The organism is Pelagicoccus sp. SDUM812003 (assembly GCF_031127815.1).
Taxonomy (GTDB): Bacteria; Verrucomicrobiota; Verrucomicrobiia; order Opitutales; family Opitutaceae; genus Pelagicoccus.
This window is the reverse complement of record NZ_JARXHY010000018.1, coordinates 1-16,304: the sequence shown is the minus strand read 5'-3', so window position 1 is coordinate 16,304 and position 16,304 is coordinate 1. Positions and strand designations below refer to the sequence as shown.

Below are 16,304 nucleotides of genomic sequence, written 5' to 3'. Positions count from 1 at the left end.
ATCCTCAAGAAAATGACAATTTCTAATCTCGACTGGGTCATCATCGCTGCCTTCTTCATCGTATCGCTGGCGATCGGCCTCGCGGTTTCCAGACGGGCGGGCAAGTCTGCCCAAGAGTTTTTCCTCTCAGGCAGAAACATGCCGTGGTGGTTGTTGGGCGTATCCATGGTGGCTACCACCTTCGCCATCGATACACCGAATCTGGTGACCGATATCGTTCGCAAGAATGGAGTGTCTGGCAATTGGGTGTGGTGGGCGTTTCTGCTGACCGGCATGCTCACCGTTTTCGTCTACGCCCGTCTGTGGAGGCGTTCCAAGGTAAGTACGGATCTGGAGTTTTACGAACTGCGCTACAGCGGCAGGCCAGCCGCCTTCCTAAGGGGCTTTCGAGCCCTTTATCTCGGATTCTTTTTCAACGTCATGATCATGGCCAACGTTTGCTTGGCCGCAGTCAAGCTAGGTGGAATCGCTCTTGGTCTGTCGCCGCTGGAGACGCTATTGATCGCCTCTCTGGTGACGGTGGTCTACAGCTCGCTAGGGGGACTGAGGGGCGTGTTGATAACGGATTTCGTTCAGTTTGGCTTAGCCATGGCGGGTTCGGTCTGGGCGGCCTATTTGATTGTATCCAAGCCGGAGATCGGCGGGCTTGGCGAGCTGCTCGCGCATCCTAATGTATCCGAAAAACTGCGACTGCTCCCGGATTTCAGCGATTCGAGCATGGCTCTTTCCGTATTCTTGGTTCCGCTGGCTGTGCAGTGGTGGAGCGTCTGGTATCCCGGGGCCGAGCCAGGCGGTGGAGGCTATGTGGCCCAGCGGATGCTGTCGGCAAAAAACGAACGCCACGCGATCGGGGCTACGTTTTTCTTCAATATTGCTCACTATGCGCTGCGTCCTTGGCCTTGGATCATCATCGCCCTCGCTTCTTTGGTCGTGTATCCAAGCATTGGCGACTTGGGAGCGGCGTTCCCTGATGTCGATCCATCGATCCTAGGCGACGATTTGGCATATCCAGCCATGCTAGCCTTCTTGCCAGCCGGCGTCCTGGGCTTGGTGATCGCGTCCTTGGTGGCCGCCTTCATGTCCACCATCTCGACTCACTTGAATTGGGGATCCTCCTATATCGTGAACGACTTCTACAAGCGCTTTATCGATCCGAGCGCGGATGAAAAGGCGCAGGTCCGGGTTGGGCGTCTCTCCACCGCATTGCTCATGGTGTGCGCGGGCGGAGTGGCCCTGGTGTTGGACAACGCCCTGCAGAGCTTCAACATTCTGCTCTCCATCGGAGCGGGCACCGGTCTCATCTTCATCCTTCGTTGGTTCTGGTGGCGGATCAGCGCCATGACGGAGATCGCTGGAATGATCGTTTCCTTTCTCGTGGCGGTGTTTTTCGAGTTCGGCTATGAGCGTCTCGGTTTCGAGCCGCTGCAAGGACACTGGCAACTGATCGCCAGTGTGGCGGTGACCACGGTCCTCTGGCTGACGGTCACCCTGCTGACGCCGCCCACGGACGAGGAAACGCTGAGGCGTTTCTACCGTGAGATTCGCCCGTCGGGGCCGGGGTGGTCGAAGGTACAGTCCGCTTTAGCTCGTGAAGGCGTTGAGCTGCGGGTGGGGCCAGCTAGCGAAAGCATCCCCAATGGGTTGCTCAACTTTTTCGTCGGCAGCGTTTCGGTTTACGCGGCGCTGTTCGGCCTGGGGTATGTCATTTACGGATCTGAAGCTCTCGGTGTGTCGATGCTCGTCCTCGGGGCGCTGGGGATCTTGTTTCTGCTGAAACGTATCCAAACCAAGGACACGGAAGGAGTCTAGATGAGACGTTCAGGGAAAAAGGAGCGTCTCCTGTCGCTCGATGCCTTGCGAGGCTTCACCATCATTGGCATGATCATCGTGAACAGCCCAGGTTCCTGGAGCCACGTTTATCCTCCGCTGCTTCACGCGCCTTGGCACGGGATGACGCTGACCGATCTGGTGTTCCCTTTCTTTCTCTTCATCATGGGCATTTCGATAGCGCTTGCGTACGGGCGCTTGGATCTGAGCGAACGCCAGAAGGCGGCGGCCTATCGGAAGATCGTCATTCGCGGCGTTAAGATCTTCGCCGTTGGTTTGTTCCTCAATCTTTGGCCGAGCTTCGATCTGTCGGAGATTCGCGTCGCGGGAGTGCTGCAGCGCATCGCGATCGTGTTTGCGGTATGCGCGATCCTTTTCCTGCTGGTGAGCTGGAAAGCTCAACTTTCGATAGGAGTCGGCATTTTGCTGGCCTATTGGGGCGTGATGGCCTGGGTACCGGTACCATTGGACGCGGTCAATGAGCTAGCGTTGGAAAGTGGATACATCGAAAGAAGCTATGGACAGCAAGTGGAGGTGTCGGTATCCGCCAGGGGTGAAGCGTATCTAAGGCCCAACTACGAGCCAGGTGCGAACGTCGCGGCTTGGGTGGATCGTCGCTTGCTGCCCGGTCGGTTCTGGGAACGAACCTGGGATCCGGAAGGTTTGTTCACGACCTTGCCAGCGATAGGAACGGGGATATTCGGCCTGTTGGTGGGCGCTCTCGTCTTGAGGATTGGCGATGCCTATCGACGGGTGAGCTGGCTGTATCTCGTGGGATTTGCTGCGGTGGGGCTCGGCACGATCTGGAGTTGGAGCTTTCCGCTCAACAAGAACCTTTGGAGCAGCTCTTTCGTGCTCGTTTCGGGCGGCTGGTCAGCGGTTTGCTTCGCGAGCTGCGTTTTGCTGATCGATATCTGCGGATACAAGCGATGGGCGAAAATGGGGCTGGTGTTTGGGGCCAATCCGATCGTCGCCTATGCCCTTTCGGGAATGCTGCTTTCCGTTTTCTACACAGGGTACGGAGAGTTCGCGGGATTGAACGCGTGGTTTATGGACGCCGCCCTAGAGCTTGGCCTAGCCGGAAAGCTGGCCTCGCTTTTTTATGCCCTTTTCTACGTTGGCATCATTTATCTCCCGGTGCGCTACCTCTGGGGTCGGGGGATTTTGATTAAGCTGTAGTGGGGCCATTCGCTGCTCGGGTGACGATGAGCGCTCGGCGCCCCGACCGGTTCCGTCTTCGAGATGATGCACGGCTGGCAGTTCGCTTGGCAGTCGAGGTTTCGATTTAGGTGATGGATTTAGCCCGTTTCGGAACTGGATCAATCCACAGAAACCTCGAGCGCGAAATACTGTTCTTAGGGCGTTTAGAAAAATCGAGTAGGGTCGATAGGAGAGATGATAGCATGAAATACGAATCTCCAAATCAAAGCAAAGGCGCCAAACGCGACTCCCAGGACTACCGCAAGTTCATTGCGGGCGATCGTACATTGTTTAGCCAAGTGTTCTGGGACAACGGACCGCGTCGAAGGCAGGAGGAGTCCGACGGCGCCGAATGCGATTTGCCCCAGCGCGCCTCGATTTCGACTGAAAACTAGCCGCTTGTTCGTTGCCTAGAACGGGAAGCCAATGGACAGGTGCACGGTGCCCTCCGGATCCGACGGGCGTGGATCGATGTTGTGGCCGTATTCCAGGCGCACCGGTCCGACGATGGTCTTGTAGCGAACGCCGATGCCCACGTTGGCGAAATCCTCGAACGTATCCAGATCGCCGGTCGAGTCCCAGACTCGAGCGGTGTCGAAAAAGACGACCGCGTTGATTCGATTGAAGAGCGGGTACTCCAGCTCCGCGTTGAAAAGGGCCACCGCTTCCGCTCCGATTGGAATGCCTTCAGAATCGACCGGCCCCGCTTCGCCGCGACGGAAGCCGCGCAGCGAGTTCTCGCCGCCGACCAGAAAACGTTCCCCGTAGGGAATGGCGACCACGTTTTCGTCGGGGCTAGATGTGTATCCGAGCTTTCCGGACAAGTGAAGGATCCAGCGACTGTCGATACGATGGTGAAAACTCGCTCCGACTTCCGGCCGGATGAATTCGGTTTCACCTCCGAGCTCCTCGGATGCGTATCGAAACGAGGAAGAGATTTCGTATCCGCTGGTCGGGTACAGGATATTGTCGAGCTCGTTTTTAGTCGCTCGTACCGAAATACTGCCGATGTTTGTGTCCTCGAGACGGAGATCGGCGTTGAAGCGCGGGTCGCTAGAGCGCTTCCTCTCGAAGGCGTAGTCGAGACCTAGGTCGATGCCGTAGTTGTTCAAATGGGTCGAGACTCCGGCCGATACGCCGCGCTCGGTACGGTCGAAGTAGAGCTCCTCTCTGTCGAGATAGTCGGCTTCGACTCTTACGTCGATAAATTCGCCGAGCAATTCGGGCATGGTGTAGTTTACTCTTCCGTGGGTCGATTTTATGGATTGGACGGCTTGAAAATTGAGCGAATGGGCCCGGCCGAAGAAATTGCTTCGTTTCGCGAGAACGCCGCCGCGAAGACCCTCGTAGCTTCCGTATCCGAGCAGAAGCTGCCATTCCAGACGCAAGCCTTTTTCATAGTTGAAGATCGCTTGTCTTCCGTTGTCTCCAACTTCTTCATACTCTAGGTCGATTCGCTTGAAGATGCCCAAGCTGGAGAGGCGGCGTCGGGCGGCCTCCACCTCCGTGATGTCGAGCGGTTCGCCAACTACGAGATCCGTCTTGCGTTCAAGGAGAGATGTTTTGGTGTCGTCGGCGCCGAGGTGCTTCACGTCGGTCAGGATGACCTTCGAGCCGCGTTGAATGTCGAAGCGAACGACGAGCTCGATGGTATCTCCCTTGTTGGTGACCTCGGAGTTGCTGTGGCTGATGCGCGTATCCGGATAGCCGAGCTGGTAGGATTCGTTGCGCAGGGCGCGCAGACGGTTTTCGATCCAGATTTTGGAGTAGATGGCATCGGTCGGGATGGAGCTTTCTTCAGCTGGCGAAGATTCGGTATCGATCGATATGACCTGCTCGGTGATACGGTACAGGGGGCCTTCATCGATAGTTAGCTGGACGAAGACCTGGCCGGTTTCCGAGTCGATGTCCACGGTTTGCTCAGCCACGCGGGCGTCCGCCTTGCCTAATGCGGAGAGGGCTCCGATCAATTGCTTTTGTTGGCTGGAGAGAAGGCTGGGCGAATAGGCTCTGTCCTTTTTTCGTGAATACAGCGTATCGTCTGGTACGAAGTAGGTTCGCGCTTCGTCGATGGGGATGGAGTGGAGTCCAGTGATCTCGACCTCTTCGTAGTAGTGCAAGGTGCCCGCTTCGACGGTGTAGCTCGCGGAGCTAGCGGTGAGGTCTGGATCGAGCTGGGGCTCGAAGTCGGTCGACCAGCTGGCGGTGATGCTGCGTTCTTCGTCGAGTTTGATCTCGGCGGAGAGCCTGGCGTCGAGGTAGCCGCTTTGCTTGAGGCGTGTGATGATGAGGAAGGCTCCGTCGTCGATCTGGCGCCCTGAAATGGTGTCTCCCTCCATTTCCAGTAGGCGCAAGGCGTTTCGCAGTTCGGCGCTTCCGAAGAGGCCGAAGCCGTCCACGCTGACAAGCTTGGCCTGACTGAGCGCCGTGAAGACGACCGCGAAGCTAAGACAGATGAGGTTGCGACCTATTTTTTGAAAAACGTCCATTTGAGATTCGCGTTGTATTCGTCGCGCTTGTCGTACTCGCCTTCGATTTCCAACGTATCCGTAAGCTGATACGTCGCTTCGATGGTCTTCTTGCCTTGCAAGGAGATGTCGTTTCCGACCTCGAGGGAGAGCTTGCTAGCGGCGTCGCTGTCGCCGGGTCCTGCGAGTTTTCGGAAGAGCCCCTTGCCGATGAAGAGACCGAGCGAGGTGGCGGACTGCTGGGCTAGATTGCCGCCGCTGTTCGGAATGGCCCCAGTGGTCACCAGCAGCAGGGCGTCGACTTGGCTGAGGGCGGGGTTGGTGTTGATGACGATATCGAGATCCTCGATGCTGCCGGTGGCTGACAAATTGATGTCGTAGGCGAAAAGCCGGCCTATGGCGCTGGCTTCGACCTGTATGGTGTTCGGCCGTTCTCGGGTGATGAGGGCCTCGCCCTTTTGAAGCTTTAGCGAAGCGGCAGGAAAGCGAACCACGCCGCTAGTGGCTTCCGCTCTGCCCACGAGCAACGGGTTTCCCAGCGTGCCGTCGAGTTTGAAATCTGCGGACAAGGTACCTTCGAAAAACGAGTTGGATACGCGGAGGAACTGCTCGCCACGGATTCCGATATCAAGTCCCCACGCGGAGTAGGGCTCGGTCTCGACTGCGAAGTAAGGCGGGCGCTGGCGGTTGGTTTTCGTTGAACTGGCGAGCAGCTCGGGTTCGGTCAGCACCAGTCCCTTCTTCAGCTTGACGTTGCCAGCGAGCTGGGGAGCGCTGCCCGCTTTGGAGGTCAGGCTCAGGTCGATATCGCCCGAAAACATGAGCCCGGAGTCTCGTAGAAGGGGGAAGTCCTGGCTGGTGAAGGAGAGGTCGTAGAGAGGCGTTTTCCCTTTACGTAGTTGAACGCCACCTACGAGCTTGAACGGGCTTTGCTCGGCCATGCCCTCCAGGCCCGAGGTTTCGAATCGGCCGTTCTGGTAGCGTAGCGTGCCGCTCACCTGCGAGAATGAGCCGAGAGGAGGGAGGGGGCGTGTGGCGAGTTTGGATACGGTTGCTTTCGCTTCGAGCTGACCTGACTTGAAGGAGGATTCGATGGTGGCAGATCCCTCCCGTCGCATGAAGCTAGGAAGCCAGACATCGATCGCGGCGAAATCGGTGAGTTCGAGGGACGCGGAGCCATCCAGCGTATCGAAGGTGGGCAGCTGGCGAGCTTCCAGAAGTTCGGTCAGAGATTTGTCTTTCAGTGGCAGCTCGGCGCGTCCTTTTAGGCGGTTCGCGCCTGCGTTTGCGGATAGCGTAGTGACAGTTAGGATACCGTTGTTGGCTTCAGCCTCGAGTTCGATATTGGAGAGGGTGATGCGTTTTTCGGGCGCGGACGGATCCTTCCAGTTGAGCGATGCCAGACGGAGGCTGAGCTGTCCTTCCGGATCCGCCAGGGAGCCATCGATGCGAGCGTTGATCACCGGGCGGGTGATGGCTACCGGAACGAGCGTTTCGATCGAGCGCCAGAAGTCTGGGTGAGGCGTGGAGTTGAGGGTGAGCGAGATGGGTGCGTCCTTAAGAAAGCGATAGCGTATTCGATTGTCGCTCCATCCCAAGGATACGGGAAAGTCGCCTTTCGATCGTAGGATGTGTTTCCCTTGCGAACCGATTTCCAGGTGGTCGAGTCGAAAGGAGGGCTTGTCGGCCTCTTCCTGTTGATGGGCTCGCCAGCTCGCTTCGATGACGTTGCTGGAATCGAGGCTCCAGGAGATTTCTCCGGAGTTTTGGATCTGACTGGCGTCGGCGGAGAGGGCGATCTCCGTATTCAGTTCCGTGATATGGAGATTGGGCAGTTTGGGATTGCGAAGCCAGGACTCGAAGAACGATGGTTCGAGTTCCGCGAGGTGGGCGGTGACGATCAGCTGGTCGGCTGATAGCAGGAGGTTCGGAAGGGCGATCAAGCTGCCTTGCCCATCGCCGAGAGAAAGGTCCTTCACCGCTAGCTGCTTGCTGGTCAGATCGAAGCGGACCTGAGCGGGACCGGACGTCGCGAAGGCGTTTTTCCGTTCCGGTCGGATCCTCAGCCGCTTCAGGTCGGCGACGAGCTCGGCCGAGGACGACTTGAGGTTGAAGGCGAGATCGAGGGTGTTTGCCTCGCTGTTCACGGTGGCTTCGGTGTGGAGGTCGCGCAGCGTCCCGTCGATGCGAGCGTTCAAGGTGAGCGGCTTCAGTTCGGGTAGCACGAACTCGCTAACGGAGAGCGAGCCCTGAAGGGCAGGGTTTGCCAACGCTCCCGAGAGGCTGAGGTCTGCGGAGAGTTCCTGCCAGTCCTCGAAACCGATCAGTTTGTTGAGCATCGCGGATTCGTTTTTCAAAGCGAGGCTCACGCTCAACCCGGACGAACTGCGTTCGGCGAGGTCGAGCGATCCGCTGGCGTCGATGGAGGAGCCGCTTTCGGTGCTCGCTCGTAGCGAATTGATCGATACGTCGGTGCCGACCGCTTTGATGTTCGCGGTGAAGGTTGAAAACCGGGTATCGTGGATGCGTACCGCTTCGCCGTCCACGTTCGCGGTGAGCAGCGGCAATCCCTCGCCCGATGCGTCCGCTTTGATGCGTCCGCTCACTGAGCCGTCAGCTTCGATCCAGGGAAGCTCCGCGAGGTCTGCTCGGGCCACCAGCTCGGCTTGTTCCAGCGGATTGGCCAGGGAGAAGTCGATGACCAGCGGGGCGTCGTTGTGGGCTTCGAGCCAGGGGAGCGAAATCTCGGCGGATTCGATGGTGAGCTTCGCGAAGTCACCGAAGCCTGAAAGATTCAAGTCGATCGGTTGCTCCTTCACTGACGCATCCACTGATTGGATACTAAACCGATATTCCTGCCCAGTCCATCCGAGCTCCGCGTCCACGGTGACTGGCTGGGCGTTTTTCCAAAAGGCATAGCGTTGGTCGAGAGCGAAGCGCTTCGAGGACGCGGAAGCTTGGGTGGGGATGAAGCCTGTGGAGTCGGGAGCCCAGTTGGCGGACAGGGCGATCCGATTTCCGTGCGCGGTGAGCTCGCCCTCCAAGGTCGCTCCCTGGTCGGCTCGCAGCTCCAAGTCCGCTTCTGCCAGAGACGTTTCTGCCAGAACGCGCCAGACGGAGGGGCGAGAGTAGTCGACGTCCGCTTCGAACGGCAGGTCCGATGCGAGGTAGTCGGCCTTCACGGTGAGGCGTTTCTCTCGGGCTTCGATCAGCTCGACGCTTAGCAGATCCTTGCCGTTTTGCTGGACAAGCCCGTCGGTGGCTTTCACGGCGCTCACGTATTGGTGGACCAGTCCAGTGGATCGCTCCACTTGTTCGAGCAGGGACGGGAGGCTGAGCGGCTGAGAGGGGCTGCTGGTTTGCTCGGATTCGGAAAGGGCGAGGCGCCAGGAGGAGAGCTCCAAGCTGCCGGTCGGGTCGCTCGCCCCGATCTTGGCCAGCAGCAGGTAGCTTGGCGATGGCAGGGAGATCTCCTGAGCCTCGAAGGATAGGCCGGTGGTTTGAAAACTGGCTTGTCGCAGGGTCCACTCGCTCCAGGAGCGCTGACTTAGGGAGTCCACCTGCAGTCCGTCGACGGCGCTCAGGAGGGGCTTCGCGAGGTAGATGGACCACCAGGGAAAGAGGGACACCAGCAGGAAGAGAAGCCCGACGACGAGCGCCGCGTTGCGTTTGCCGTGGGAGCGTTTCGGGGGGCTTTTCTTTTGGTCCGTTTTTTTCAAGGTTTTCAGGTGGTAAGGGTTTTCCGACAGGCGGCAGGCCGGGTTGGGTTCCGAGGAATCTCGAAACGATGCGCTGCGGAGACGCTGCAGGATTCGTTCACACCACTAGTTCGAAGGAACTCTTGGCGCTGGATTGCCCGTTCGCGACCAGGTCCACGTAGGTCTGGCCGGCGTAGTACCTCCGGGTGGTGACCGCCTTGATCGCGAACGACTTCACGATTTCGCGGCGTTCTCCCGGGGCGAGCGAAAGAAGGGAGCCCTTGAAGACTTTAGGGGCCGTTTTTCCGTTGGCCTTCACGAAATGGAAACGGTAGTCGAGGATGATAGATTGCTTCCGTTTTGATTCCGAACGAATCCAGGTGGCGATTTGCACCTTCGATCCGAGGGGCAGGGTGCGCGGAGAGCATTCGAACGACTCGACGGAAATTTTCGGCGCAGCGTAGCCAAGGATGCGCAGGCAACGAGGATGGCCTGCTTTGATCAGCGAGCGGCAGGCGTGCTTGACCAGCCGGGTTCGGTTCTTGTCGGCGTCCCGTATCCAGACTTCGGCGACGTCGAGCATGCGCTCCGGATTGTCTTTGGAAATGTCGTTGAGGTTGTTCGCGACCGACCGTCGAACGTATTCCGACGGATCGTCCTTTAGCGTTTCCAGGAGAGGGAGGATAGGGCTCGGATCGGCGATGAACGCGGGCAGTTGCTCGGCCCAGGGAAGGCGAGGGCGCGTGCCTTCCGAGACGAGACGGCGCACGTTTTCATCCGGGTCGGTCGACCATTTCGTCAATGCCCGTAGCGTTTCCTCCTGCTGGTTGATGAGAAAGGGACGGATGGCGAACTCGGAAGTGAAGCGCCGGGTGACTTCGTAGACCAGCTCGAGCGATCTAGGAAAGCATTCCAGCCCGTATCGGGACAGGTAGGAGTTGAGCGGAAACATCAGCCAGCCGCCGGCGCTTTTCTCTTGTTCCAGCGGCGGGATCTGGCGCGTGAGCTCCAGCAGGATGGTCAGAGCCGCCTGCGGGTCGTCTGGCAAGCATTCGCGAATCATGTCCGCGATGAGGTGGGCTCGATCCTTTAGCTCGAGCGTATCCAGCTTTTCGAGACATCCGCCGATGAAGCGATCTCGTGGAAATTCGGGGAAGGATCTAGCGAGGTGGCGGGATAGCGTTTCCACCACCTCCGCGTTGAGGAGGTTTTTGAAGGGTTCGGCCATGAGTCGGAGCGGATGCCGGCTTGGATGGGGACGATGGGCTACACGGCGTCGGCGGTTTCGAATTTCGCCTTTTCGGCTGTTTCGTCCTGCTGCTTCAGGCGCTGCCAGTCCTTTTCGCTTTGCACGGTGATGATTTTCTGGATTGCGACGTTGGCGGGGATGGTGATGTCCGAGCCGCGGTCGTTTTGGATCTTGAGGTAGAAGAGGGTCACGTCCATGAGGATGCCGCAGTACTTCGGATCGTTTTCCACGATGAGCCGGTCGCCGATGCGGAATGGGAAGGTGAAGTAGATGAGCACGCTGGCGGTGATGTTGCTGAGGATGGACCAGTTGGCGAAGAAGGCGATGCCCACTAGAGCGAAAAGGGAGCTGGTGGCCAGAAAGATTCCCTGTATCCCGAATCCCAATACGTTTGAGACGATGAAGATGGACACGAATCCGATGAGGGCTTGGCCGAGCTTGGAGATGGCGTCGGTGCGCTGCACCGCGAAGCGATGCTTCTCGCCGGTGCGGTAGATGTAGCGCTTGTAGATGCGCAGGGAAACGAAGGTGACGATGAGCAGTGCGGCGGCGAGGGCTGCTTTGAGCACCGTCGGGTAGTGCTGTTCGAAGAGCTCTTTGAGAAGGTCTGGCATGAAGGGAGTTGTTTTGAGAGGGGGCGAGGTTAGGAGGTGGCGGGCTCGGGATCGAGGAGAAAGAGCGATGGGCGGTTTTGGCGCAGGCGCCCTCGCTGCGGGGCGACGGGCCAGGCGGTCGGGAGGGCTGGGAAGCGGCGGAGGTATTTGGTTGCGGTTGGCTCCGCGGCCCGCCTAATGCTGCGCCCGTTTATGACTTGGTTGTTTCAGGCTCTGGCCAGCGCTGCGGTGCTCGGTCTCTACGACGTTTTCAAGAAACGTTCGGTGAACGGCAACGCGGTGGTTCCGACGCTGTTTCTCAGCGTGTGCTTTGGAGCTTTGATCTGGGCCCCTTGGGTCATCTGGTGCGCGGTCAATGGGGTGGAGTCGGCTCCTATGAAGATGCTGCAGGTGCAGGATCTCTCTTGGCTGGATCATGGCCGGCTGCTGCTGAAGTCCACCATCGTGGCGATCTCCTGGGTGTTTTCCTATTTCGCCCTCAAGCACCTCCCGGTCTCGGTCGCGGGCGGAATTCGGGCCACCAGTCCGTTCTGGACGCTCTTCGGAGCGGTGGTTCTCTTCGCGGAGCGGCCTAGCGGGCAGCAATGGCTGGGCATCGTGATCACCCTGATCTCCTTCGTAGCCCTTTCGTTCGCGGGCCGCCGCGAGGGGCTGGTGTTTCATCGCGATCGCTGGGTGTTTCTGATGATCGGGGCCACCTTGGCGGGCACGGTGAGCGGGCTCTACGACAAATACCTCATGGGCACGGTGGGCTACGAGGCTTCGACCGTGCAAGCATGGTTTTCCATCTATCTGGTGCTGGTGATGCTGCCCATGATGATTGGCTGGTGGAGACGTTGGTGGCCGCGCGGGATCTTCGTGTGGCGGTGGTCGATCCCCATGATCGGCGTTTCGCTGCTGATCGCGGACTACCTGTATTTCGAGGCCTTGCGGGACGAGGAGGCCCTGATCTCCATCGTGTCCTGTCTGCGACGCGGAGGCGTGCTGGTGAGTTTCGCGGCGGGCTATATCCTGTTCAAGGAACGAAACTACCGGGCCAAGACGCCGTGCATCCTGGGCATCCTGCTGGGCATCGTTCTGATTTCGCTGGCCTAGGTTGTTTTCCGTTTGGGGAGGATGCCTTTTCTGATTGGGTTGAGGGCGCGAGCCCGGAGGTCTCGCGCCGCCACGGCTACGGCGAGAACTGGATGGGCATCATGAGGGAGACGTAGACCGGCTGGCCTTCGAAGCGGATGGTCTTGTACTGCATGTGGGCCACGGCTCGGATGGCGGCTTCCTCGAAGCCTGGGGTGGAGATGGAAATGATGCGCGGGTTGATGACGTTGCCTTTCGGGTCGATGATGAACTCCACGCTGACCGCGGCGGATTTGCCGCTGTTTCGAAACGCTTCCGGATAGAAGTCGGCGAACGCTGGCACGAAGGAGGGCAGCGGAGCCTGGTCCAGCTCGAAGGAAGGGATGACGGGCACTTTCAGCTCCTGGAAGACTTCGCGGCCCATTTCCACGTTGAGCAGGTGCTCGAAGCTGATCTCGAATTCGAAGGGGATGCGCACTTTCAGCTGGATGGGCACGCCGTTCTTGACCGCAGGGTCGAAGATCCACTCCGAGGCGGCTAGCATGGCGGCCAATCCGAACTCCTCGTGGGTAGCTCGGTCGACGATGGGGTCGAGCACCGTGCCGAAGCGATCGACGGTGGCGATGATGATGGCTTCGCCCTCCACGCCGCGGGCGTAGAGCTCGGTCGGATGCGTGGGGTCGACCTTGTAGATGGCCACCGGCGGGGTGATTTCGTCCTCCTTGCCAGACTCCTCGCCGAGGGCGAGACAGCGTCCGAGAACGAGAAAGCCGGCCAGGGCCAAGAAGCTGAGATGTCGTCGAGTCATGAAATTGGGTTGGAAGCGAGCGGGTGGGCGCTTCATAAGCTTTGTTTCGACCGCAAGCGTAGCGGTTTTAGCTCAATGCGCGATTGAAGCCCTCACTTTTAACGTTTTATGGACGAAGAGCCCATCGAATTCCCCATCAGCGACGAATTGGACCTGCATACCTTTCGCCCCAAGGAAGTGAAGGAGCTGCTGCCCGACTACTTCGAGGAGTGCCGCAAGCGGGGCATTTTCAGCGTGCGGGTGATCCATGGAAAAGGCACGGGCGCCCTGCGGGAGCTGGTGCACGCTCAGCTCCGCAAGTCCCCGATGGTGGAGCGTTTCGAGCTGGGCGACCAGAGTTCCGGCGGCTGGGGAGCGACGCGGGTGAGGCTCAGACCCGACTGAAGCGGGCGGTTTCGCCGAAGGCGCGGATAGCCTAGGAGACGGCGCCGCTTTTCTTGTCGGCGAGGGACTGCTTGTAGGCGGCCATCTGGGGCCGGACATGGGTTTCCATGCAATTCGGGCAGATGGAGTGGGTGAAATCCGCTCCGGTGCGCTCGTTGACGTACTGTTCGATCTGCTCCCAGAGGTCGCCGTCGTTGCGCACCTTCTTGCAGTAGCAGCAGATCGGGATGAGGCTCTCCAGGCGACGGACCTGATGGGTGAAGTTGAGAATGCGTTCCGCCACGCGAAGCCGGTTCCAGATCTCCTCCGAGCTGATGGGCTTCTTGAGGAAGTCGTCCACTCCGGCGTTGATGGCCTGCTCCAGGTTGGGGCGGGAGCGCTTCTGGGCGGTGACCAGCACGAAGTAGGTGTAGGTTTCCTTCATGCTCGAGCGCAGCTCGCGACACAGGTCCAGCCCGTCCTTGTGGGGCAGCATCCAATCGCTGATCACGATCTCCGGGCGCTCGATCTGAAACGCGTCCCAGGCTTGCTGGCCGTCCTCGTAGGAGCGGATGTCGTATCCGAGCATGCTGGTGACGTTTTCCAGTAGGCGGCGAGTGGTCTTGTCGTCTTCGACGATGTGAACTTTGAATTGGCTACTCATACGATCAGTTCCATCATCGACGCCGCGTTGACTAAGTGAATTGCTCTATAGGGATATGAGCCCAGATGCTCGGGATTCACACTCTCTTTACGTTTGGTTTTGGGCCACAAAAGGCTTTGCAACGCCCGCTGGTTTCGGCAGCAATGCTGTAGACGAACCCCCTCCTCATGGCGACGAGCACGGTAGAGAATTACATCAAAAACATTTACACCCTCCAATTCGAGCAAGGCCAAGGCGACACGGTGGGCATGGGCGAACTGGCCGCTTGCCTGAAGATCACGCCCGGCACCGCCACCACCATGGTCAAGTCGCTGGCCAAGACCGGATTGGTGAGCTACGTGCCGCGAGTGGGAGTGCAGCTGACGGTGGAGGGCGAGCAGCTGGCCTTGCTGGTGCTGCGCCGCCATCGCTTGGTTGAGCTTTTCCTAGTCAAGGTGCTTGGCATGGAGTGGCACGAGATCCATGACGAAGCGGAGGCCTTGGAGCACGTCATATCCGATCGGGTGCTGGAGCGCATCGACACCCTGCTCGGTCGGCCCAAGCTGGATCCGCACGGCGACCCGATCCCGACCGCGTCTGGCACCATCGCCGAGCGCGATCTCTTCCCCTTGGCGGATTGCGAGCTTGGACAAAAGGTCCGCATCGGTCGCATCGAGAATCAGGAAGAGGCGTTTCTGCAGTATTTGGAAAACAATGACCTGACGCCGGGACGCGATCTGGAGATCAGTCTGATGGATCGACAGGCCGGAGTGATTTCCGTGCGATTCGAGGGAGGATCGGAAAGCCAGCTCGGGCTGGAAGCAGCCCGCAAGATCCAGGTCGAGCGGGAGGATGCCACACCGTGATCGAATGGATCTGGGCCCCGGCGCTGGCCCTCGGCTTTTTGGTGGCGTGGATTGTCCAGAGCGTTCGCTTGAGCGGTCGGTCCCGCCAGGCGGCCTCGCAACGAGGCGAGCTTGAAGCGCAGCTCGCCGAGCAGTCCCGGGAGCGGGCTCGACTGGAGGAGCGGTCGCGCTCTCAAGAGCAAGCCCTTGCGGAGGCGCGACGCGAGCTGTCCCAGAGCCGCGATGAAAATACCAGCTTGCACCGGAAGCTAGCTGGGGCGGACGAGCGTATCCGGTCCATGGACACGCGAGTCCAGGAACAGAAGGAGGAGCTCGCCCAGCTGCAAAAGAGGCTCACTGCGGAGTTCGAAACCCTAGCCACCCGAGTTCTCGATGCCAACAGCGAGAAATTCGTGGTCCGCAACCGTGAGAGTATCGACAAGCTGCTCACGCCGCTGACGGAGAAGATCGCCTCCTTTCGCGAACGGGTCGATGCCACCCACGATCAAAGCGTCAAGGACCGAGCGCAGCTGGTGGCCCAGATGAAGGCTCTGGGCGAGCTCAATCAACGCATGAGCGAAGAGGCTCGCAACCTGACCACCGCTCTCAAGGGGCAGGTCAAGACGCAGGGCACCTGGGGCGAGCTCATTCTTAGCACTGTATTGGAAAAGTCAGGACTGGTTGAAGGTCAGGAGTACAGTGCCCAGCGAAGCTTGACCGCGCAAGATGGTAAGCGTCTTCAGCCCGACGTCTTGGTCAATCTGCCCGAAGGCAAGCACCTGGTGATCGATTCCAAGGTGAGCCTAGTGGCTTACGAGCGCTGTGTGAATGCGCAAGACAAGGGGGACCAGGACGTGGCCCTGCGCGAGCATGTCCATAGCATTCGATCCCACGTGCAGGGCCTCAGCGAGAAGCGCTACGACGCCCTGTATGAAATCCAGTCCCCGGATTTCGTGCTGATGTTCATCCCCATAGAGCCCGCCTTCGCCGTGGCGATGCAGAGCGACGATACGATTTTCGACTTCGCATTCCGCAAAAACGTGGTGCTGGTGACCCCCTCCACCTTGCTCGCGACCTTGCGAACGGTCGCCAATATTTGGAGACAGGAAAAGCAAACGCGAAACGCCATCGATATTGCGGATCGCAGCGGGGCCCTCTACGACAAGTTCGTTGGGTTCTTCGAGGACATGCAAAGGATCGGCGACGCTATCGGTCGCACCCAGCGCGAATACAATTCCGCCATGAACAAGCTGAAAACCGGTCGCGGAAATTTGGTGAACCAGGTGCAGACCCTCAAGGATCTCGGGGCAAAGGCCAAGCGATCCCTGCCCGAGGAGACGATCGAAGACGCGGTCCTCGACCAGCGGACGCTGCCCTAGTATGCCACCCCTGGCCGCGCGGATTGGCGCAACGCATATTTGCAACGTGGCGGATTAACACAGCTAAGGAATAAATCTCGAGCTGGCGCGGAAAGCCGGCCTGCCGCAGCATCGCTATCGACCAAGACAACGATGA

At 59.2% G+C, this 16,304-nt stretch carries 13 protein-coding genes; 7 read left to right on the top strand and 6 right to left on the bottom strand.

The window, feature by feature from the left end:
* The first annotated feature begins 12 nt into the window (after positions 1-12).
* From QEH54_RS19525 to QEH54_RS19515, 3 genes are all read left to right on the top strand, one after another.
* Positions 13-1,809, top strand: coding sequence for a sodium:solute symporter family protein (locus QEH54_RS19525; RefSeq protein ID WP_309020394.1), 1,797 nt, complete (start codon positions 13-15; stop codon positions 1,807-1,809).
* Positions 1,810-3,006, top strand: coding sequence for a DUF5009 domain-containing protein (locus QEH54_RS19520; protein WP_309020393.1), 1,197 nt, complete (start codon positions 1,810-1,812; stop codon positions 3,004-3,006).
* A 224-nt stretch (positions 3,007-3,230) separates the two neighbouring features.
* Positions 3,231-3,422, top strand: a complete 192-nt coding sequence (locus tag QEH54_RS19515; RefSeq protein WP_309020392.1) for a hypothetical protein — start codon at positions 3,231-3,233, stop codon at positions 3,420-3,422.
* A 15-nt stretch (positions 3,423-3,437) separates the two neighbouring features.
* On the opposite strand, the gene QEH54_RS19510 is transcribed toward QEH54_RS19515, so the two are convergent.
* The 4 genes from QEH54_RS19510 to QEH54_RS19495 form a co-directional block, all read right to left on the bottom strand.
* A complete protein-coding gene (locus QEH54_RS19510) occupies positions 3,438-5,516 on the bottom strand; it encodes a BamA/TamA family outer membrane protein (protein WP_309020391.1) in 2,079 nt (692 codons plus the stop codon).
* On the bottom strand, positions 5,495-9,214 hold the full coding sequence (locus tag QEH54_RS19505; protein ID WP_309020390.1) for a translocation/assembly module TamB domain-containing protein: 3,720 nt from the start codon (positions 9,212-9,214) through the stop codon (positions 5,495-5,497). The genes QEH54_RS19510 and QEH54_RS19505 overlap by 22 nt, the downstream gene beginning before the upstream one ends.
* A 97-nt stretch (positions 9,215-9,311) precedes the next feature.
* The gene (locus QEH54_RS19500) at positions 9,312-10,421 is read right to left on the bottom strand and encodes a hypothetical protein (protein ID WP_309020389.1); all 1,110 of its coding nucleotides are present in this window, start codon (positions 10,419-10,421) and stop codon (positions 9,312-9,314) included.
* A 38-nt stretch (positions 10,422-10,459) separates the two neighbouring features.
* The gene (locus QEH54_RS19495; protein ID WP_309020388.1) at positions 10,460-11,056 is read right to left on the bottom strand and encodes a mechanosensitive ion channel family protein; all 597 of its coding nucleotides are present in this window, start codon (positions 11,054-11,056) and stop codon (positions 10,460-10,462) included.
* 192 nt (positions 11,057-11,248) lie between these two features.
* Between QEH54_RS19495 and QEH54_RS19490 the strand changes: the two genes are divergently transcribed.
* Positions 11,249-12,151 carry an EamA family transporter gene (locus tag QEH54_RS19490; RefSeq protein WP_309020387.1) on the top strand — a complete coding sequence of 301 codons (903 nt, stop codon included), beginning with the start codon at positions 11,249-11,251 and terminating at the stop codon, positions 12,149-12,151.
* A gap of 76 nt (positions 12,152-12,227) precedes the next feature.
* Here QEH54_RS19490 and QEH54_RS19485 read toward each other — a convergent pair whose 3' ends face one another.
* Positions 12,228-12,938 (bottom strand): energy transducer TonB, encoded by a 711-nt coding sequence (locus QEH54_RS19485; protein WP_309020386.1) that lies wholly within the window; start codon positions 12,936-12,938, stop codon positions 12,228-12,230.
* A 108-nt stretch (positions 12,939-13,046) separates the two neighbouring features.
* Between QEH54_RS19485 and QEH54_RS19480 the strand changes: the two genes are divergently transcribed.
* Positions 13,047-13,322, top strand: coding sequence for a Smr/MutS family protein (locus tag QEH54_RS19480; RefSeq protein ID WP_309020385.1), 276 nt, complete (start codon positions 13,047-13,049; stop codon positions 13,320-13,322).
* A 31-nt stretch (positions 13,323-13,353) separates the two neighbouring features.
* On the opposite strand, the gene QEH54_RS19475 is transcribed toward QEH54_RS19480, so the two are convergent.
* Complete coding sequence (locus QEH54_RS19475) at positions 13,354-13,965, bottom strand: response regulator (RefSeq protein WP_309020384.1); 612 nt, start codon at positions 13,963-13,965, stop codon at positions 13,354-13,356.
* A gap of 167 nt (positions 13,966-14,132) precedes the next feature.
* Here QEH54_RS19475 and QEH54_RS19470 point away from each other — a divergent pair, with 167 nt between their 5' ends.
* Together QEH54_RS19470 and rmuC are read left to right on the top strand one after the other, a co-directional pair.
* Complete coding sequence (locus QEH54_RS19470) at positions 14,133-14,810, top strand: metal-dependent transcriptional regulator (protein WP_309020383.1); 678 nt, start codon at positions 14,133-14,135, stop codon at positions 14,808-14,810.
* A complete protein-coding gene (rmuC, locus tag QEH54_RS19465) occupies positions 14,807-16,168 on the top strand; it encodes a DNA recombination protein RmuC (protein WP_309020382.1) in 1,362 nt (453 codons plus the stop codon). The genes QEH54_RS19470 and rmuC overlap by 4 nt, the downstream gene beginning before the upstream one ends.
* The last annotated feature ends 136 nt before the right edge of the window (positions 16,169-16,304 follow it).

Bases quoted from the DNA above. Each gene is read 5' to 3' on its own strand.
- QEH54_RS19525 (WP_309020394.1), top strand. From the start codon at position 13: ATGACAATTTCTAATCTCGACTGGGTCATCATCGCTGCCTTCTTCATC.
- QEH54_RS19520 (WP_309020393.1), top strand. From the start codon at position 1,810: ATGAGACGTTCAGGGAAAAAGGAGCGTCTCCTGTCGCTCGATGCCTTG.
- QEH54_RS19515 (WP_309020392.1), top strand. From the start codon at position 3,231: ATGAAATACGAATCTCCAAATCAAAGCAAAGGCGCCAAACGCGACTCC.
- QEH54_RS19510 (WP_309020391.1), bottom strand. From the start codon at position 5,516: ATGGACGTTTTTCAAAAAATAGGTCGCAACCTCATCTGTCTTAGCTTC.
- QEH54_RS19500 (WP_309020389.1), bottom strand. From the start codon at position 10,421: ATGGCCGAACCCTTCAAAAACCTCCTCAACGCGGAGGTGGTGGAAACG.
- QEH54_RS19495 (WP_309020388.1), bottom strand. From the start codon at position 11,056: ATGCCAGACCTTCTCAAAGAGCTCTTCGAACAGCACTACCCGACGGTG.
- QEH54_RS19490 (WP_309020387.1), top strand. From the start codon at position 11,249: ATGACTTGGTTGTTTCAGGCTCTGGCCAGCGCTGCGGTGCTCGGTCTC.
- QEH54_RS19485 (WP_309020386.1), bottom strand. From the start codon at position 12,938: ATGACTCGACGACATCTCAGCTTCTTGGCCCTGGCCGGCTTTCTCGTT.
- QEH54_RS19480 (WP_309020385.1), top strand. From the start codon at position 13,047: ATGGACGAAGAGCCCATCGAATTCCCCATCAGCGACGAATTGGACCTG.
- QEH54_RS19475 (WP_309020384.1), bottom strand. From the start codon at position 13,965: ATGAGTAGCCAATTCAAAGTTCACATCGTCGAAGACGACAAGACCACT.
- QEH54_RS19470 (WP_309020383.1), top strand. From the start codon at position 14,133: ATGGCGACGAGCACGGTAGAGAATTACATCAAAAACATTTACACCCTC.